The sequence below is a fragment of the Streptomyces sp. NPDC102279 genome, from assembly GCF_044766365.1.
Classification (GTDB): Bacteria; Actinomycetota; Actinomycetes; order Streptomycetales; family Streptomycetaceae; genus Streptomyces.
In genome coordinates, this window is sequence record NZ_JBIWLU010000007.1 from 113,480 (window position 1) to 131,094 (window position 17,615).

General features: G+C 72.7%; 16 protein-coding genes. 9 read left to right on the plus strand and 7 right to left on the minus strand.

Annotated elements, in window-relative coordinates; translation table 11 throughout:
• Positions 1-15: 15 nt before the first annotated feature.
• From ACIRQH_RS18970 to ACIRQH_RS18990, 5 genes are all read left to right on the plus strand, one after another.
• Positions 16-2,280 carry a molybdopterin oxidoreductase family protein gene (locus tag ACIRQH_RS18970; RefSeq protein WP_358819558.1) on the plus strand — a complete coding sequence of 755 codons (2,265 nt, stop codon included), beginning with the start codon at positions 16-18 and terminating at the stop codon, positions 2,278-2,280.
• Between the two features lie 122 nt (positions 2,281-2,402).
• Positions 2,403-3,890, plus strand: a complete 1,488-nt coding sequence (locus ACIRQH_RS18975; RefSeq protein WP_388930323.1) for a CitMHS family transporter — start codon at positions 2,403-2,405, stop codon at positions 3,888-3,890.
• Between the two features lie 318 nt (positions 3,891-4,208).
• Positions 4,209-5,558: an ABC transporter ATP-binding protein gene (locus ACIRQH_RS18980; RefSeq protein ID WP_358819560.1), complete on the plus strand. Its 1,350-nt coding sequence runs from the start codon at positions 4,209-4,211 to the stop codon at positions 5,556-5,558.
• Positions 5,559-5,751: 193 nt separating this feature from the next.
• The gene (locus ACIRQH_RS18985; protein ID WP_404226620.1) at positions 5,752-7,140 is read left to right on the plus strand and encodes an aldehyde dehydrogenase family protein; all 1,389 of its coding nucleotides are present in this window, start codon (positions 5,752-5,754) and stop codon (positions 7,138-7,140) included.
• 10 nt (positions 7,141-7,150) lie between these two features.
• A complete protein-coding gene (locus ACIRQH_RS18990) occupies positions 7,151-8,233 on the plus strand; it encodes a Zn-dependent alcohol dehydrogenase (protein ID WP_358819562.1) in 1,083 nt (360 codons plus the stop codon).
• Between the two features lie 44 nt (positions 8,234-8,277).
• Here ACIRQH_RS18990 and ACIRQH_RS18995 read toward each other — a convergent pair whose 3' ends face one another.
• The 3 genes from ACIRQH_RS18995 to ACIRQH_RS19005 form a co-directional block, all read right to left on the minus strand.
• Positions 8,278-9,387 carry a DMT family transporter gene (locus tag ACIRQH_RS18995; RefSeq protein WP_404226621.1) on the minus strand — a complete coding sequence of 370 codons (1,110 nt, stop codon included), beginning with the start codon at positions 9,385-9,387 and terminating at the stop codon, positions 8,278-8,280.
• A gap of 119 nt (positions 9,388-9,506) precedes the next feature.
• Positions 9,507-10,232 carry a winged helix-turn-helix domain-containing protein gene (locus tag ACIRQH_RS19000; protein WP_358819564.1) on the minus strand — a complete coding sequence of 242 codons (726 nt, stop codon included), beginning with the start codon at positions 10,230-10,232 and terminating at the stop codon, positions 9,507-9,509.
• Between the two features lie 104 nt (positions 10,233-10,336).
• Positions 10,337-10,978 carry a TetR/AcrR family transcriptional regulator gene (locus ACIRQH_RS19005; RefSeq protein WP_358819565.1) on the minus strand — a complete coding sequence of 214 codons (642 nt, stop codon included), beginning with the start codon at positions 10,976-10,978 and terminating at the stop codon, positions 10,337-10,339.
• An 89-nt stretch (positions 10,979-11,067) separates the two neighbouring features.
• Between ACIRQH_RS19005 and ACIRQH_RS19010 the strand changes: the two genes are divergently transcribed.
• From ACIRQH_RS19010 to ACIRQH_RS19020, 3 genes are all read left to right on the plus strand, one after another.
• The gene (locus ACIRQH_RS19010; RefSeq protein ID WP_388868902.1) at positions 11,068-12,219 is read left to right on the plus strand and encodes an acyl-CoA dehydrogenase family protein; all 1,152 of its coding nucleotides are present in this window, start codon (positions 11,068-11,070) and stop codon (positions 12,217-12,219) included.
• A 118-nt stretch (positions 12,220-12,337) separates the two neighbouring features.
• Positions 12,338-12,592 carry a YiaA/YiaB family inner membrane protein gene (locus ACIRQH_RS19015; protein WP_358819567.1) on the plus strand — a complete coding sequence of 85 codons (255 nt, stop codon included), beginning with the start codon at positions 12,338-12,340 and terminating at the stop codon, positions 12,590-12,592.
• A gap of 94 nt (positions 12,593-12,686) precedes the next feature.
• Complete coding sequence (locus ACIRQH_RS19020) at positions 12,687-13,313, plus strand: TetR/AcrR family transcriptional regulator (protein ID WP_404226623.1); 627 nt, start codon at positions 12,687-12,689, stop codon at positions 13,311-13,313.
• 94 nt (positions 13,314-13,407) lie between these two features.
• On the opposite strand, the gene ACIRQH_RS19025 is transcribed toward ACIRQH_RS19020, so the two are convergent.
• A complete protein-coding gene (locus ACIRQH_RS19025) occupies positions 13,408-13,869 on the minus strand; it encodes a MaoC family dehydratase (protein WP_388868896.1) in 462 nt (153 codons plus the stop codon).
• A 106-nt stretch (positions 13,870-13,975) separates the two neighbouring features.
• On the opposite strand from ACIRQH_RS19025, the gene soxR reads away from it, so the two are divergent.
• Positions 13,976-14,518: a redox-sensitive transcriptional activator SoxR gene (gene soxR / locus ACIRQH_RS19030; RefSeq protein WP_358819569.1), complete on the plus strand. Its 543-nt coding sequence runs from the start codon at positions 13,976-13,978 to the stop codon at positions 14,516-14,518.
• 31 nt (positions 14,519-14,549) lie between these two features.
• Here soxR and ACIRQH_RS19035 read toward each other — a convergent pair whose 3' ends face one another.
• The 3 genes from ACIRQH_RS19035 to ACIRQH_RS19045 form a co-directional block, all read right to left on the minus strand.
• On the minus strand, positions 14,550-15,617 hold the full coding sequence (locus ACIRQH_RS19035; protein ID WP_404226624.1) for an RNA ligase (ATP): 1,068 nt from the start codon (positions 15,615-15,617) through the stop codon (positions 14,550-14,552).
• Between the two features lie 187 nt (positions 15,618-15,804).
• Complete coding sequence (locus tag ACIRQH_RS19040) at positions 15,805-16,530, minus strand: 3-keto-5-aminohexanoate cleavage protein (protein WP_388930328.1); 726 nt, start codon at positions 16,528-16,530, stop codon at positions 15,805-15,807.
• Between the two features lie 386 nt (positions 16,531-16,916).
• Positions 16,917-17,519 carry a hypothetical protein gene (locus ACIRQH_RS19045; protein WP_358819572.1) on the minus strand — a complete coding sequence of 201 codons (603 nt, stop codon included), beginning with the start codon at positions 17,517-17,519 and terminating at the stop codon, positions 16,917-16,919.
• Positions 17,520-17,615 lie beyond the last annotated feature (96 nt).

Here is a 17,615-nt window from a genome sequence, read left to right on the forward strand (position 1 = left end):
CCTCCGGGAGGACCCGTGTCCCGCACCTCCGGCAGTACCCCCGACTCCCGTACCGCCGTACGCGTCTGCCCCCTCTGCGAGGCCACCTGCGGGCTCACGCTGACGATCGAGGGCACCCGGGTCACCGGCGCCCGCGGTGACCGCGACGACGTGTTCAGCAAGGGGTTCATCTGCCCGAAGGGCGCATCCTTCGGAGCGGCCGACGGCGACCCCGACCGGCTGCGCACCCCTCTCGTCCGCGAGGACGGCGCACTGCGCGAAGCCACCTGGGAGGAGGCCTTCGACGCGGTCGCCGCCGGGCTGCGCCCCGTGATCGAGCGGTACGGGCCGCACGCGGTCGGGGTCGTCCTCGGCAACCCGAACGTGCACACCATGGCCGGCGCCCTCTACCCGCAGGTCCTGCTCGGAGCGCTGCGCACCCGCAGCGTCTTCACCGCCTCCACCGTCGACCAGATGCCCAAGCACGTGTCGAGCGGCCTGCTGTACGGCGACGCCAACGCGATCCCCGTTCCGGACCTGGACCGCACCGACCATCTGCTCCTCATCGGTGCCAACCCGCTGGAGTCCAACGGGAGTCTGTGCACCGCCCCCGACTTCCCCGGCCGGCTCCGGGCGCTGCGGGCCCGCGGCGGCACGCTGACGGTCATCGACCCGCGCCGCACCCGTACGGCCAAGCTCGCCGACCGTCACGTGGCCATCCGCCCCGGCACCGACGCGACCCTCCTCGCGGCGATGGCGTACGTCCTCTTCGAGGAGAAGCTCGTCGACCTCGGGGCACTCGCCCCGCACGTCCTGGGGGTCGACGAACTCCCGGACCAGCTCCGGGACTTCACCCCCGAGGCGGCGAGCGCGGCCTGCGACGTCGACGCCGGCACCATCCGTGAACTGGCGCGCGAGCTGGCTGCCGCGCCCACCGCCGCCGTCTACGGCCGGATCGGCAGCTGCACCGTCCCGCACGGCACCCTCGCCAGCTGGCTCGTGGACGTGCTCAACATCCTCACCGGCAACCTCGACCGGCCCGGCGGCGCACTCTTCCCGCTGGCCGCCACCGACCGGGCACCGCGTCCGGCGGGTCCCGGCCACGGCTTCGCGCTCGGCCGCTGGCACAGCCGGGTGAGCCGGCACCCGGAGGCGAAGGGCGAACTGCCGCTGGCCGCCCTCGCGGAGGAGATCGACACCGCGACGCCGGAAGGCAGCCCGGTCCGTGCCGTCATCGCCGTCGCCGCCAACCCCGTCCTGTCCGCGCCCGACGGACTCCGCCTCGACAAGGCGCTCGGCTCACTGGACTTCATGGTCAGCGTCGACCCCTATCTGAACGAGACCTCGCGCCACGCGCACGTCGTCCTGCCGCCGCCTCCGCCCTCCCAGGGAGCGCACCACGACTTCGCGTTCAACACCCTCGCGGTCCGCAACCAGGTCCGCTACAACCGGCCCGCCGTCCCGCTGGAGGAGGGCCGCATGGCGGAGACCGAGATCCTCGCCCGGCTCGTCCTCGCCGCCACCGGCATGCACGGCGCCGACCCGTCCGCAGTCGACACGATGGTCATCGACAACACCCTCGGCAAGGCGGTCGGCGACACCGCCGCCCCGGTGCACGGCCGCGACCCGCGCGAACTCGCCGGGGCGCTCACCGGCGAGAACGGCCCGGAGCGCCGCCTCGACATGATGCTGCGCCTCGGCCCGTACGGCGACGGCTTCGGCGCCCGCGAGGACGGTCTGACCCTGGACAGGCTGCTCGCGCACCCGCACGGCATCGACCTCGGACCGCTCGCGCCCCGGGTGCCGCAGCGGCTGAAGACCCGCAGCGGAAAGGTCGAGCTGCTGCCCGAACCGATCGCCGCCGACCTGCCGCGCCTGCGCGCCGCGCTCCGCGAACGCCCGGCCGCCGTCGTGCTCGTCGGCCGCCGCCATCTGCGTTCCAACAACAGCTGGATGCACAACGTGCCCGCCCTGACCGGAGGTTCGAACCGCTGCACCCTGCACATCCACCCGGACGACGCGGCCCGTCTCGGACTGGCCGACGGCGCCGCCGTACGCGTCAAGGGCGCCGGGGGAGAGGTGACCGCCCCGGCGGAGATCACCGACACGGTACGGCGCGGCGTCGTGAGCCTTCCGCACGGCTGGGGCCACGACCGGCCCGGCACCCGGATGAGCCACGCGGCCCTGGACCCCGGCGTCAACGTCAACCAGCTCCTCGACGGCTCGCTGCTCGACCCGTTGTCCGGCACGGCGGTGCTCAACGGCGTCCCCGTGGAACTCGCGGCGTGCCCATCGCTGTGACCTGGACTTCTGCGCTTATTGCTCGCGTGTCAACATCTTGTTAACGCTTTCGGGCGCGACCTAACGTCGTCGGACCGCCGGCCCTGGTGGGAGTTCAAGGGCGAACGTTAGGTGTCCATTCCATGCTGACCATCCTCGGCTTCAGCATGATCGCGACCTTCCTGGTCCTGATCATGCTGAAGAAGATGTCGCCGATCGCGGCGCTCGTGCTGATCCCGGCACTCTTCTGTGTCTTCGTCGGGAAGGGCGCCCACCTCGGCGACTACGTCCTCGACGGCGTCACCGACCTCGCGCCCACCGCGGCGATGCTGATGTTCGCGATCGTCTACTTCGGCGTGATGATCGACGTCGGCCTCTTCGACCCGATCGTCCGGGGAATCCTCAGGTTCTGCAGGGCGGACCCCCTGCGGATCGTGATCGGCACGGCGCTCCTCGCCGCCATCGTCTCGCTGGACGGCGACGGCTCGACCACTTTCATGATCACCGTCTCGGCGATGTACCCGCTCTACAAGCGGCTGAAGATGAGCCTCGTCGTGATGACCGGCGTCGCCGCCATGGCCAACGGCGTGATGAACACGCTGCCCTGGGGCGGCCCGACCGCCCGCGCCGCGACCGCGCTCAAGGTCGACGCGAGCGACATCTTCGTCCCGATGATCCCCGCCCTCGCCACCGGACTCCTGGGCGTCCTCGTGCTCGCGTACGTCCTCGGCCGCCGCGAGCGCACGCGGCTCGGCGTCCTGACGCTGGACGAGGTGCTGGAGCCCCACGAGGCCCACACCGAGACGGTGCTCGTCGGAGCGGGCGGCTCGGACACCGTGCCGGGCGCGGCGAAGGGCCGCACCGGAGCGGGCAAGGGAGCGGTGCGCGGCGGAGGTTCGGGCCTCGGCTCCGGCAAGGCGGGCGCTGGCGAGGGAGATACGGACCCGGGGACCGGTGAGGACCTCCAACACATGGACGAGGACGACGACTTCCAGGGGCTCGACCCGCGGCGTGCCACCCTGCGGCCCCGGCTCTACTGGTTCAACACGCTGCTCACGGTCGGCCTGCTCACCGCCATGATCATGGAGTGGATGCCGATCCCGGTCCTGTTCCTGCTCGGCGCGGCCCTCGCCCTCACCGTCAACTTCCCCCACATGCCCGACCAGAAGGCCCGCATCGGGGCCCACGCCGAGAACGTCCTCAACGTCTCCGGCATGGTCTTCGCCGCCGCCGTCTTCACCGGAGTCCTCCAGGGCACCGGCATGGTCGACCACATGGCGTCCTGGCTGGTCGACAACATCCCCGACGGGATGGGCCCGCACATGGCCCTCGTCACCGGCGTACTGAGCATCCCGCTCACGTACTTCATGTCCAACGACGGCTTCTACTTCGGCATTCTCCCGGTGCTCGCCGAGGCCGGCCACGCCCACGGCGTCTCCACCCTGGAGATCGCCCGCGCCTCCATCGTCGGACAGCCCCTGCACATGTCGAGCCCGCTCGTGCCCGCCGTGTACGTCCTGGTCGGCATGGCCAAGGTCGAGTTCGGCGACCACACCCGCTTCGTGGTCAAGTGGGCGGTGCTCGTCTCGCTGGTGGTCCTCGGCGCCGGCGTCGTGTTCGGCACCATCTGACCCGCCCGCACACGACGGCCTCACGCGCGCGCTCCCCCGAGGCCCGGAAGGACATCACCATGAGGCCCGGCGGGAACCGCGTCCGGCGTCCGGCGCCGGACCCGCTGGTCCGGCGGCCTCGGGGACGCTGTCCGGATCCGACCGGTAGACGATCGTCCGTTTCCGCCCGTACCGAACCGGCCCGTCCGATACCGGTAGGTGTCTTCCCTCAGGCATGCGCGGTCCGTTAGCTTCCGTGACTCATACGTCCCGTACGACTCGGGCGGGACGACCGACCGCGGAGCACCAGCGCCTTGCACGCCCCCGGGGGCACTTGTCATGACACGCGCCATCTCCCTGCACCACGTCAGCAAGTCGTACACGCGCGGCGTCCGCGTGGTGGAACGGCTCTCGCTGGACATCCGGCCCGGCGAGTTCCTCGTCCTGCTCGGCCCCTCCGGCTGCGGCAAGTCGACCGTGCTGCGGATGATCGCCGGCCTGGAAGAGGTCACCGAGGGCGAGATCCGGCTGGACGGGGAGTACGCCAACGAACGCGCGCCGTCCGGACGCGACATGGCGATGGTGTTCCAGAACTTCGCGCTCTACCCGAGCATGACGAGCCGCGACAACATCGGCTTCCCGCTGCGCATCGAGTCACCCGGCGAGGACCCCCGGGCCCGGGTGGACGCCACGGCCCGCATGCTCGGCATCCAGGACCTCCTCCACCGCTTCCCCAGCCAGCTCTCCGGCGGCGAGCGGCAGCGCGTCGCGATGGGACGGGCCATCGCGCGACATCCCTCCGCCTTCCTCATGGACGAGCCGCTGTCCAACCTCGACGCCAAGCTCCGCAACCACCTGCGCGCCGAGATCTCCCGGCTCACACGGGAGTTGGGCGCCACCACCGTGTACGTCACCCACGACCAGGCCGAGGCGATGTCGCTCGGCGACCGGGTCGCCGTGCTGCGCGGCGGAGTCCTCCAGCAGGTCGGCACGCCCCGCACGGTCTACGGACTGCCCGCCAACGTCTTCGTTGCCGCCTTCATCGGCACCCCCCGGATCAACCTGCTGCGCGGTGTCGTCCGGGCCCCGCTCGACGGGGCGATGACGATCAGCCTCGGCAAACAGTTCCTGCGGCTGCCCGAACCCCTCTCCCTCGACCACCAGTTGCTCCGGGTGCAGCAGGGCCGTGAGGTGATCGTCGGGCTGCGCTCCGAGGCGATCCGGCTCGCCAGGGCGTCCGACGCGCGGGCGGGCGAGGTGGCGATCACCGGCCTGGTCGAGCACGTGGAGTTCCAGGGGCACGAGGTCCTGGTCCACTTCAACACCGGGTCCCGGCCCGCCCTCGTACCGGATCTGGAGTCGCCGCGCCCGGCCCGCGGGACCCGGAGACGGCGCCGCGACGGCACCGTCCTGGACCGGCTGCGGGAGCGTGCGGGGGCGCTGAGAGCCGGACCGGTCGTGGTCCTCGACCCGCCCGGCGAGGGGGACGAGGATCCCGATCTGCCGGGACGGACGCCGCCCGAGGGCAGGCTCCCCGGCGACCTCGTCGTGCGCACCACGCCCGACATCGACCTGCGGCACGGGATGCAGGTCCCGCTCCTGGTCGACCTCGCCCATCTCTTCGTCTTCGACCGGGGAGGCGAGCGGATCTGCCCGGCACCGGCACGGCTGCCGGACCTGGACGAGTGAGGAGACACGTGAAGAGACGCCTGAAGAGCTGAGTCCTGCTCCCCCGGGGCCGTGGACCGTCGTCGGCATCGGGGTCTCGGGCGGTGCTCCGACCTCCCGGGCCGCCCTTCTGGTGGCGGGTCCCCCTGGCGCCGCAAAACTATCATCGCTAGTTTAGGGCCCGGACGACGCTGCCCCGCCCGGGAGGAACACGATGAAGGCACACGACGGCATGTACATCGACGGGGCGTGGCGCCCCGCCGCCGGACGGGACACGATCGAGGTCGTGAACCCGGTCGACGAGCAGGTGATCGGCCACGTCCCGGCCGGCACGGCCGAGGACGTCGACGCCGCCGTGCGCGCCGCCCGCGCCGCGTTCCCCGGCTGGGCCGCGACCCCGCCAGCCGAGCGGGCCGCCCGGCTGGCCGCCCTGCGGGACGTCCTGGCCGCCCGCAAGGACGAGATCGCCGAGACCGTCACCGCGGAGCTCGGCTCACCGCTCGCGTTCTCGCAGGCCGTGCACGCCGGCGTCCCCGTCATGGTCGCCGGTTCCTACGCCGACCTCGCGGCGACGTACGCCTTCGAGGAGAAGGTCGGCAACTCGACCGTCCACCAGGAGCCCGTCGGCGTCGTCGGCGCGATCACGCCCTGGAACTACCCGCTGCACCAGATCGTCGCCAAGGTCGCCCCCGCCCTCGCCGCGGGCTGCACAGTGGTGCTGAAGCCCGCCGAGGACACCCCGCTGACCGCCCAGCTCTTCGCCGAGGCGGTCGCCGAGGCGGGCGTCCCGGCCGGCGTCTTCAACCTGGTCACCGGCCTCGGCCCGGTCGCGGGACAGGCCCTCGCCGAGCACCCGGACGTGGACATGGTCTCCTTCACCGGCTCCACGGCGGTCGGACGGCGGATCGGCGCCACCGCGGGCGCCGCCGTCAAGCGCGTCGCCCTGGAACTCGGCGGCAAGTCCGCCAACGTCATCCTGCCGAGCGCCGACCTCGCGAAGGCGGTCAACGTCGGTGTCGCCAACGTGATGTCCAACTCCGGCCAGACGTGCAGCGCCTGGACCCGCATGCTGGTGCCCGCCGAGCGCTACGACGAGGCGGTCGAACTGGCGGCGACGGCCGCCGCGAAGTACGGCGACCGCATCGGTCCCGTCGTCAACGCCAAGCAGCAGGCACGGGTGCGGGGATACATCGAGAAGGGCGTCGCCGAGGGCGCGCGGCTCGTCGCGGGCGGCCCCGAATCCCCGCGCGACCAGGGCTACTTCGTCAGCCCCACGGTCTTCGCCGACGTGACGCCGCAGATGACGATCGCGCAGGAGGAGATCTTCGGCCCGGTCCTGTCGATCCTGCGGTACGAGGACGAGGAGGACGCGCTGCGCATCGCCAACGGCACCGTGTACGGGCTCGCGGGCGCGGTGTGGGCGGGCGAGGAGGCCGAGGCCGTCGCCTTCGCGCGCAGGCTCGACACCGGTCAGGTCGACATCAACGGTGGCCGCTTCAATCCCCGGGCCCCCTTCGGGGGGTACAAGCAGTCGGGCGTGGGGCGTGAACTCGGCGCCCACGGCCTCTCCGAGTACCTCCAGACCAAGTCCCTCCAGTTCTAGGAGCGTTCACGTGGTTCGCGCCGCAGTCCTTTCCGCCGTGGGTGCCCCGCTGGAGATCGCCGGGATCGAACTCCCCGACCCCGGACCGGGCCAGGTCCGGGTCCGGCTGGCAGCCGCCGGTGTCTGTCACTCCGACCTGTCCCTCTCCAACGGCACCATGCGGGTGCCGGTGCCCGCCGTCCTCGGCCATGAGGGCGCCGGCACGGTCGTCGCCGTCGGCGAGGGCGTCACCGAGGTCGCGCCCGGTGCCGAGGTCGTCCTCAACTGGGCTCCCTCCTGCGGCACATGTCACGCCTGCTCGCTGGGTGAGGTGTGGCTGTGCGCCGACGCGCTCACGGGCGCCGGGAACGTCTACGCCCGCCGCGCCTCCGACGGCAGCGACCTGTATCCCGGCCTGAACGTCGCCGCCTTCGCCGAGGAGACCGTGGTGCCGGTCTCCTGTCTGCTGCCGGTGCCCGAAGGCATTCCCCTCACCGACGCGGCCCTGCTCGGCTGCGCCGCCCTCACCGGCTACGGCGCCGTCCATCACTCCGCCCGGGTCCGGGCGGGCGAGACCGTCGCCGTGTTCGGAGTCGGCGGCGTCGGGCTCGTCGCCCTCCAGGCCGCCCGGATCGCGGGCGCCTCGAAGATCGTCGCCGTCGACGTCTCGCCCGAGAAGGAGGCGCTCGCGCGCGCGGCGGGCGCCACCGACTACGTCGTCGCCTCCGACACCACCGCACGCGAGATCCGCGCCCTCACCGGCAAGCAGGGCGTCGACGTCGCCGTCGAATGCGTCGGCCGGGCCGTCACCATCCGCACCGCCTGGGAGTCCACCCGCCGCGGCGGCCGCACCACGGTCGTCGGCATCGGCGGCAAGGACCAGCAGGTCACCTTCAACGCGCTGGAGATCTTCCACTGGGGCAGGACCCTCGCGGGCTGCGTGTACGGCAACTCCGACCCGGCACGCGACCTCCCGGTGCTCGCCGAACACGTCCGCGCGGGCCGTCTCGACCTCGCGGGCCTGGTCACCGACCGGATCGCCCTGGACGGCATCCCGGCGGCCTTCGACAACATGATCGCCGGAAAGGGCGGCCGGGCCCTGGTGGTGTTCTAGGAACTCACCGCCCCGGAGCGCCGGGACGCGCTCCGGGGCGGGTGTCAGCCCTCCTCGGGGCAGGACTTCGCGGCGGACTCCTCGTCGCACGCCGACGTCGCACGCGCGCCGGTGCCCGACGGAGCCGTGGGCGTGGCGGCCGCCGGCGTCGTCGTGCCCCCGCGCGCAGCCGCCCGCGCGGACGCCGGAACCGCCGCGGGACCCGACACCGCCGCTCCCTCCGGCACGGTCGCCGCGGTCGCCGCCGAACGCGGCCGGGACCGGGACACCGCCACACCCGCCAGGCAGAGCACGCCGCCCGCCAGCGTCAGCATTCCCGGCACCTCGTCGAGGAGCAGCCAGGACATCAGCACCACGAGGGCGGGCACCGCGTACGTCGTCGCGCCCATCCGGCTCGCGCTCGTGCGGGCCAGGGCGTACGCCCAGGTCGTGAAGGCCAGCGCGGTCGGGAAGACGCCCAGGTAGACCATGTTGAGCGTCGCCGAGACAGGAGCGTCGGCCGCGTCGTGGACGAGCTGACCGGCGAACGGCAGGCAGACCACGGCCCCGATCAGACAGCCGTACGTCGTCACCTGGAGCGCGCTCGCCCGCCCGAGCGCCGGCTTCTGCGCGACCACCCCGCCCGCGTACGCGACGGCGGCGAGCAGGCACAGCGCGACGCCGAGCACCGAGGACCCTCCGCCGCCCGACATCGACAGGCCCACGGCGACCGCGCCCGCGAACGACACCGCCATGCCCGCCAGCAGCCGGGGCGGCATCGCGTCGCCCAGCAGCCGGGAGCCGAGCAGCGCGATCAGGATCGGGCCGACGTTCACCACCAGCGCGGCCGTACCGGCGTCCACCTGCTGCTCACCCCAGTTCAGGGCCACCATGTAGAAGCCGAACCACAGCACGCCGGACACCGCGATCCCGCGCCAGGCGCCACGCGGCGGCAGCCCCTCGCGCCGCACCGCGCAGACCGCCCCGAGCACCAGCACCCCCGAGAGCAGTCGGCCGAGCGCCAGCGCGCCCGGTGCGTACGCGTCGCCCGCGCTGCGGATCGAGACGAAGGCGGAGGCCCACAGCCCGACGGTGACGACCGCCGCGGCCGCGGCGAGCAGACCCTCACGGCGATGGGGCGAGGCGGACGATCCGGCGGGGGAGGCGTTCATCATGCTCCTGAGACTAGGCGTGACGCGGTCGTCGGTCTCGCGGATATCGGACGCGGAGGCCGAGGACGGCAGAGGACGCGGCGCCGCTCCCGTGAGCGCGGGCCGCAGGGGGTTGGCGCAGTTCAGCGGAGTGCGGTCGCCCCGATGCCGAGGAGTTCCGCGAAGGCGCGCTCGCCGTCCGGGGTCACCTTGACCGCCCGGTCCGAGCCGATGCGGACGCACCAGCCGGCGTCCAGGGCGTGCCGGCACAGCGCCGCGCCCGCGGTACCCGCGAGGTGCGGCCGGCGCTCCGTCCAGTCGAGGCAGGCGCGGGCCAGCGGCCGCCGCCCGGTGCGTTCCAGGGAGATGCCCGCGCCGCCGAACCAGCGCAGACCGGCGTCGGTGAGGGCGAACCCGGTGTCCTGGCGCAGCAGTCCGCGTCCGGTCAGCGCGTCGGTGAGGGCGATGCCGAGCCGTCCCGCCAGATGGTCGTAGCACGTACGCCCGCGCGCCATCGCCGAGCCGGCGCTCGACTCCCGCAGCGTGCGCGGCCGTTCGGCGGGGCGGGGCCCGACGTGCGCCACGAGGTCCTCGACGAGCTGGGCGACCCGGGCGTCGGCCAGCCGCACATAGCGGTGCCGCCCCTGCCGTTCCTCGGTGAGCAGGCCGCCCGCGACCAGCTTGCCGAGGTGTTCGCTCGCGGTCGACGGCGCCACCCCCGCCTGCCGGGCCAGCTCACCGGCGGTCCACGCCCGCCCGTCGAGGAGGGCGAGCAGGAACGCGGCCCGCGTCTCGTCCGCCAGCAGCCCGGCCAGTGCCGCGAGCCCCGGTCCCACCGGATCGTTCGACCTCGTCATGCCGTCCAGCATGCGACACGGACACTTCGGCGGCGGCCGAAAGATCACGAGGAGCCGGCGCCGGACCGGCGGCGCACCGGGCCGAGAGGGCCACCGGGGCGCACCGGACCGGCGGGTCAGGCCTCCGGTGCCCGCCGCGCGTACTGCACCGCGAGGCCGTCCAGCAGCGCCCCGAGCCCGGTCTCGAAAGCCCGCTCGTCGATCTTGTCCTGCTGGTCGGCGAGGAGGTGCGCCTGACCGAGGTGCGGGTAGTCGGCGGGATCGTACGCGCTCTCGTCGTCCACGAAGCCGCCGGCGAACGAGCCCAGCGCGGAGCCCATGATGAAGTACCGCATCAGCGCGCCGATGGAGGTGGCCTGCGCGGGCGGCCACCCGGCGTCGACCATCGCCCCGAAGACGGCGTCGGCGAGCCGGAGTCCGGCGGGCCGCCGGCCGGGCCCGCGCGCGAGCACGGGGACGATGTTCGGATGGTCGCGCAGGGCCGACCGGTAGGAGACGGCCCAGTCGTGCAGCGCCGTCCGCCAGTCGCGGCCGTCCTCGAACATCGACAGGTCGACCTGAGCGCTCACCGAGTCCGCGACCGCCTCCAGGATCTGGTCCTTGGTGCGGAAGTGGTTGTAGAGCGAGGGACCGCTGACGCCCAGTTCCGCGGCGAGCCGGCGCGTCGAGACAGCCGCCAGGCCCTCGGCGTCCACCAGGGCACGTGCCGTCTCGACGATGCGGCCGGTGCTGAGGAGGGGCTTGCGCGGTCGGGCCATGGCGCACATAGTAGGGCTGCGTCAGGAAACTAGCAGTGCTAATTTAAATGTACGGCTTTCACGGGCCGCTATCTGTGGGGTGACTCGGCATGAACCTTGGTCTCAGCGACGAGCAGACCGCCGTCCGGCAGCTCGCCAGGGACTTCGTGCAGCGTGAGATCGCCCCGCACGTCGTCGCGTGGGACCGCGCCGAGGAGGTCGACCGCTCGATCGTGAAGAAGCTCGGCGACGTCGGTTTCCTCGGCCTGACCGTCGACGAGGAGTACGGCGGCAGCGGCGGTGACCATCTCGCGTACTGCCTGGTCACCGAGGAGCTGGGACGCGGCGACTCCTCCGTGCGCGGCATCGTCTCCGTCTCGCTCGGACTCGTGGCCAAGACGATCGCGTACTGGGGGGACGAGGAGCAGAAGCGGCGGTGGCTGCCGGGGCTCACCTCCGGCGAGTACGTCGGCTGCTTCGGCCTCACCGAGCCGGGCACCGGTTCCGACGCGGGGCAGCTGACGACCCGGGCCGTGCGCGACGGGGACGACTACGTCATCAACGGCAGCAAGATGTTCATCACGAACGGCAGCTGGGCCGACGTCGTGCTGCTCTTCGCGCGTTCCACCGACGCCCCCGGCCACAAGGGTGTCTCCGCCTTCCTGGTGCCGACCGACACCCCCGGTCTGACCCGCCGCACCATCCACGGCAAGCTCGGGCTGCGCGGCCAGGCCACCGCCGAACTCGCCCTCGAGGACGTGCGGGTGCCGGCGAGCGCCATGCTGGCACCCGAGGGCAAGGGCTTCGCGGTCGCCATGTCGGCACTGGCCAAGGGGCGGATGTCGGTGGCCGCCGGCTGCGTCGGGATCGCGCAGGCCGCGCTGGACGCGGCGGTGACGTACGCGACCGAGCGCGAGCAGTTCGGCAAGACCATCGCGCACCACCAGCTCGTCCAGGAACTGCTCAGCGACATAGCCGTCGACGTGGACGCGGCGCGCCTGCTGACCTGGCGGGTCGCCGATCTCATCGACCGCGGGCTGCCGTTCGCGACCGAGTCCTCGAAGGCCAAACTCTTCGCGTCCGAGGCCGCCGTGCGCGCCGCCAACAACGCCCTGCAGGTCTTCGGCGGCTACGGCTACATCGACGAGTACCCGGCGGGCAAACTCCTGCGCGACGCCCGCGTGATGACGCTCTACGAGGGCACCAGCCAGATCCAGAAGCTGGTCATCGGGCGCGCCCTGACCGGAGTCTCGGCCTTCTGATCCCGCCCCGGTTCGCGCCGTCCGGCTTTCGTCGGCCGGCGGCGCCCTCGCGGGTCTGAGTACGCCTCTGAGTACGACGGCGGATGTGGCCGCGGCCGCGTCCGTCGATCCTTCTCTCATGAGTGAGACACCGGTCAAACAGCAGAACACGGCCGCCTTCTACGGACAGGCCGTGGCGTCCTTCTCCGTCGCGATGGCCGCGACCGCCCTCGGCATCTTCAAGCTCCACGCCGACGCCTGGGTGCGGGCCTTCCTGGCCATCGCCGTCCTCTACCTCGTGACGTCCGCCTTCACGCTCGCCAAGGTGATCCGGGACCGCCAGGACGGCCAGCGCGCCGGCGGCCGGGTGTACGACCCCTTCGAGAAGCTCTGACCCCGCAGGTCCGGGACCGGGCGCAGGCACTAAGCGCTCGCTCAGGTTCGGGGGTATGGTGTTCACCCTGACAGTGGAGAAGGGGCGAACAGCGATGAGTACGGCGCAGGAGACGCCCGGCGGCGAGACGCAGCCGTGGGCCGAGGTCACCCCGGACGCGGCACGGCGGCTGCTCGTCGCCGCCGTGGAGGCCTTCGCCGAGCGCGGGTACCACGCGACGACGACCCGCGACATCGCGGGCCGCGCCGGCATGAGTCCGGCCGCGCTCTACATCCACTACAAGACGAAGGAAGAGCTGCTCCACCGGATCAGCCGGATCGGCCACGACAAGGCGTTCGACATCGTGCGCTCCGCGGCCGAGGGGCAGGGCACCGCCGCCGAGCGGCTCTCCGACGCCGTGCGGTCCTTCGTGCGCTGGCACGCCGGGCAGCACACGACGGCGCGGGTCGTGCAGTACGAACTCGACGCCCTCGGGCCCGACGCGCGCGCCGAGATCATCGCGCTGCGCCGCCAGGTGGACGCCGAGGTCCGCGGCATCGTCGAGGACGGCGTCGCCGCGGGCGACTTCGACGTCCCGGACGTCCCCGGCACCACGCTCGCGGTGCTGTCCCTGTGCATCGACGTGGCGCGCTGGTTCAGCGTCGACGGCCCCCGGACGCCGGACGAGGTGGGCGCTCTCTACGCCGACCTGGTCCTGCGGATGGTCGGGGCCAAGGAGTAGGACCCGGCGGACGCGTGTCCTCCGGGTCCCAGGTGCCCGTTCCTTTTCGGCGGGGTGCGGACCGGCTTCCCGGATCCGGGACGGTCCCGCGGTCTCAGAGGTAGTAGCGCGAGACGGACTCCGCCACGCAGACCGGCTTGTCGCCGCCCTCGCGCTCGACGGTGAACGCCACGGTCACCTGGACGCCACCGGTCACGTCGTCCACCGAGGTGATCTTCGCGGTGGAGCGCAGCCGCGAGCCGACCGGCACGGGGGCGGGGAAACGGACCTTGTTCGTCCCGTAGTTGACGCCCATCTTCACGCCCTCGACCGCGATCAGCTGCGGCCCGAAGAGCGGCAGCAGCGACAGGGTGAGGTAGCCGTGCGCGATCGTGGTGCCGAACGGACCCGACGCGGCCTTCTGGGGGTCGACGTGGATCCACTGGTGGTCGCCGGTCGCCTCCGCGAAGAGGTCGATCCGCTTCTGCTCGATCTCGACCCAGTCGGTGTATCCCAGCTGCTCGCCCACGGCGCTACGCAACTCGTCGACCGTAGCGAACGTCCTCGGCTCTGCCATGTCCCTGGCCTCCCGCATCTCATAGTCTAAGCGACTGCTTAGCATGCTCGGGCGGGCGGCGCATGTCAACGGACCGGGCGTGTGACGCGATGGGTAGGTTGGAAGGGTGCCCCAGATCCCCGAGAAGATCCACGAGCTGACCGTCGGCCAGCTGTCGGCCCGCAGCGGCGCCGCCGTCTCCGCCCTGCACTTCTACGAGTCGAAGGGTCTGATCAGCAGTCGCCGGACCACGGGAAACCAGCGCCGCTACCACCGCGACGCGCTGCGCCGGGTCGCCTTCGTGCGGGCCGCCCAGCGCGTCGGAATCCCGCTCGCCACCATCCGCGAGGCGCTCGCCGAACTGCCCGAGGAGCGCACCCCGAACCGGGAGGACTGGGCCCGCCTCTCCGAGGCCTGGCGCTCCGAACTCGACGAGCGCATCAAGCAGCTCGGCCGGCTGCGCGACCACCTCACCGACTGCATCGGCTGCGGCTGTCTCTCGCTGGAGAACTGCGTGCTCTCCAATCCCGACGACGTCTTCGGCGAGCGCGGGACCGGTTCGCGCCTCATGGTCGAACGCCCGGACGGCCAGGAGGCGGCGACGGCGAGGGGCCGGGCGTCGGACGGTGGGTCCGCACAGCGGGAGGAGCCGGTGGGGGACTGCCGCTGAACGTGCCGTCCCCCACCGCCTTCCGCCTCTCCTACTCGTACTCCGTCCCGCCCTTGCGGGTCAGGTAGGCCGGGCTGAGGGCCTTGGCCACCGCCCGTCCGCCCGTCACCGGGCTGTACCGCTCGACGGCCGGGCGGATCACGACCCCCTCGCGCAGGTGCAGCTCGCGGCCGGACACCGTCTCCCGGCCGGAGGCGATCTCCAGGACGCGCCCGATGGCGTACGGGCCCTCGTACAGCCTTGGCACGAGCGGGAGTTCACCTGTCAGCAGCTCCTCCGCGTCCAGCCAGCGGACCTCGCCGTCGATCTCCGCGGACACGTCGAACACGGCGTATCCGATGGCCTCGCGGCGGCCGTCGGCACCGTACGACAGGTCCTGGACGCCCGCCCCGTACACCTCGCCGAAGATGCCGACGCGGCGCGCGCCGAGTCGTTCGGCGAGCCGGGCGGCGGCCTCCGGGACACCGTGACCGCGCACGGCACGCCAGTACAGGTTGCGCGGATTCTCCTTCAGGGCGAGGGACTTGGCGCCGAAGCCCTTCGAGGAGACGTGCACGCGGTCCTCGTCCGCGAGGTAGGTGAGCAGGCAGGCCGAGCCGTGCAGCTTCTCCGTCAGGACGACAGGCTCGCCCTCGGTGAAGATGCCCGGGTACCGCTGGATGTTCTCGATGTCGACCCAGGGCAGCAGACCCGGCGCCGACTCGACGTCGCCGTCCATGGTCGGCGGGATCGGAGGCACCCATTTCACGATGCCGAGCGTCCCCGAGAAGTCCGTGCCCTCCTCGGCTGCGCGCGCCAGGTCCGTGTCCGCCAAGGCCTGCGGGCGGCACACGATGCCCTGGGACAGTTCGCCCCGCAGCCGGACCGCCCTCACCCGGTCCGCCGCGGAACCCGCGAGCCGCCCGGTCAGCCCCAGCTCCTCGATCAGGGCCGCGGGCAGCACGGACTGCTCCGGGATGTAGACGGCGTGCTCGCCGGTCCGGAACGCGTACTTGGCGACCACGGCCCGGTACAGGCCCACCTGGGCCAGTTCGAGCGCGTCGGCGTTCGGGTGTTCGTGGACGGTCAGTACTTCGGCGGTGACGCGCAGCGTCGACATCGGTTGGCTCCTCGGATCGCTCAGCCGGGTCTCATCGCCCCCAACTGTCCGTGCGGGAAAGGGCTGGAACCACCGGATTCACGGCTGCTACGGTCGCCGGCCGACCCTTCCCGAAGAGCCCGCCGTCTTCCGGGGATCTCCGCGACCGGCCCGCCCCGGCCGAGGGCGGGCCCCGACCGAGGCCGGCCTACGGCCGGACCCGGGACGCCTCGTACTGCCGGAGCCCCTCCGTCACCAGCCGGCCGTTGGACTCCGCCCGCTCCCCGTCCGGGAGTTCGAGGGTGTCCTCCAGGCCGATCCGGGTCGCGAGCCCCAGGCGTCCCGCCAGACGCAGCACCGGCCAGGCGCCGCCGTCCTCGCCGTGCAGCAGGACGGGCCGCGCGGGCCTGCCGAGCACGGCGAGCAGAGCACGGGCCGACGCCTCGGCCGTGTGCGCGGAGGTGTCCGTCACCTCGGCGAGGACCCGCAGGACCCGGGGCGAGAGCGGCGATGCCGCGAACCGGGCGGCGCCGTCCGTGCCGGACCAGATCCCCGCCTCCACGCCGATCCCGCGCTCCAGGAGGGCGGCGGCGATCTCCTCGGCGCCCGGCTCGTGCCAGTTGACCGACGCGTGGTCGGGCAGCACCGTCCACGAGCGGATCCGCTCCGCCCGGTGCGCCGGATCGGGCTCCGCCCAGGCCCCGGTGGTCACGCCGACGGTGACGCCGACCCGGGACCGGATCGCTTCGAGCGTCATCGCCAGCACCCTCGGGGACAACGTGTCCTGCCCGCACGGGGTCTTGGGATGGACATGGATGTCGGAGGCGCCGGCCGCCACCGCCTCGGCGGCGGAGCGGGCCATGGCCTCCGGATACATCGGCGCGGCGGTGCCGTCGGCCGGACAGCGCGCTCCGTTCAGACAGACCTGCACCATGCGTCCGATGATGCCGGACGGCAGGGGCCTACGGAGGATCGGGCTGCCGGACAGTTGTGGCACCGGCGACTTCCGGACACCGGTGTGACCGGGGAACCGGGTGCCTCACCGCCGATGCCGGGCACGGCGGCGCACCGGCGGACAGCACGGCCGATGTCCGCGGCGGCGGACACGGCCGACCGTCGTCGCCGGCGATCGGTCGCCGGCGTTCATGGACGCCGGCGGGGTACGGACAGGGGGTTGTCGGGAACGTGCCGGCGCCGGTTCTCCCGGCGCCGGGAACTGCGCGCCCGGCCACGGACGGTCCGCGGCCGTCGGCTCACCCGCAGTTCCCGCACCCGCCGTTCAGCCCGGCGGCGTCCCTGCCGCCCGGCCCGGCGGGGGACTCACGCCGACACGAGCAGCCGGCCGCGCCGGGCGCCGGCCAGGGCTTCCGGGGTCAGGACGGGCCGGGGCACCACGATGCCGCAGCTCGTGCAGACGGGGCCCGACGAGGGTTCGTGGGCCAGGTCGTACATCCACAGGAGGTGGCCTCCGGCGCACACCGGACAGACAGCGCCCGGCTCGCGCTCCAGCGCGGCGATCAGCCGGCGCAGCACCTCGGCGAGGGTTTCATGAGGGTGGACACGGGGGTTGTCGCACCAGGCGACGCCGAACCCGCCCCAGGTCAGCCGGTGCCAGTCGTCGACACTGCCCGGCCTGCGCAGTCCGTCGTGCTTCTCCTTCTTGCGACGCTGCGCGAACTCGACCTCGTAGGCGAGCCAGACGGAGCGGGCCTCCTCCAGCTCCTCCAGTGCGGCCACGAGCCGCACCGGATCGGGGGAGCGGTCCTCGGGACCGAACCCGGCCCGGGAACACAGATGGTCCCAGGTCGCCCGATGCCCGTAGGGGGCGAACCTTTCCAGGCACTTGCGCAGTGAGTACCGCCGCAGTGCCAGATCACACCTCGGATCTCGCACCTGTCTCGCCAGACTCCGGAAACCGGCCATCGCCTTGCACCTCCGTCACACCTTCACCTGTACTCCGGTCACTTCGGCGCCGTCTCGTACGGACGTCGCCGAATAGACGTATCGACACGCGATTCG

Excerpts from the sequence above, each read along its gene's own strand:
- ACIRQH_RS18995 (WP_404226621.1), bottom strand. The coding sequence starts at position 9,387 with ATGATGAACGCCTCCCCCGCCGGATCGTCCGCCTCGCCCCATCGCCGT.
- ACIRQH_RS19040 (WP_388930328.1), bottom strand. The coding sequence starts at position 16,530 with ATGGTGCAGGTCTGTCTGAACGGAGCGCGCTGTCCGGCCGACGGCACC.
- ACIRQH_RS18985 (WP_404226620.1), top strand. The coding sequence starts at position 5,752 with ATGAAGGCACACGACGGCATGTACATCGACGGGGCGTGGCGCCCCGCC.
- ACIRQH_RS19020 (WP_404226623.1), top strand. The coding sequence starts at position 12,687 with ATGAGTACGGCGCAGGAGACGCCCGGCGGCGAGACGCAGCCGTGGGCC.
- ACIRQH_RS19045 (WP_358819572.1), bottom strand. The coding sequence starts at position 17,519 with ATGGCCGGTTTCCGGAGTCTGGCGAGACAGGTGCGAGATCCGAGGTGT.
- ACIRQH_RS19025 (WP_388868896.1), bottom strand. The coding sequence starts at position 13,869 with ATGGCAGAGCCGAGGACGTTCGCTACGGTCGACGAGTTGCGTAGCGCC.
- ACIRQH_RS19015 (WP_358819567.1), top strand. The coding sequence starts at position 12,338 with ATGAGTGAGACACCGGTCAAACAGCAGAACACGGCCGCCTTCTACGGA.
- ACIRQH_RS19035 (WP_404226624.1), bottom strand. The coding sequence starts at position 15,617 with ATGTCGACGCTGCGCGTCACCGCCGAAGTACTGACCGTCCACGAACAC.
- ACIRQH_RS18980 (WP_358819560.1), top strand. The coding sequence starts at position 4,209 with ATGACACGCGCCATCTCCCTGCACCACGTCAGCAAGTCGTACACGCGC.
- ACIRQH_RS19000 (WP_358819564.1), bottom strand. The coding sequence starts at position 10,232 with ATGCTGGACGGCATGACGAGGTCGAACGATCCGGTGGGACCGGGGCTC.
- ACIRQH_RS18975 (WP_388930323.1), top strand. The coding sequence starts at position 2,403 with ATGCTGACCATCCTCGGCTTCAGCATGATCGCGACCTTCCTGGTCCTG.
- ACIRQH_RS19010 (WP_388868902.1), top strand. The coding sequence starts at position 11,068 with ATGAACCTTGGTCTCAGCGACGAGCAGACCGCCGTCCGGCAGCTCGCC.
- ACIRQH_RS19005 (WP_358819565.1), bottom strand. The coding sequence starts at position 10,978 with ATGGCCCGACCGCGCAAGCCCCTCCTCAGCACCGGCCGCATCGTCGAG.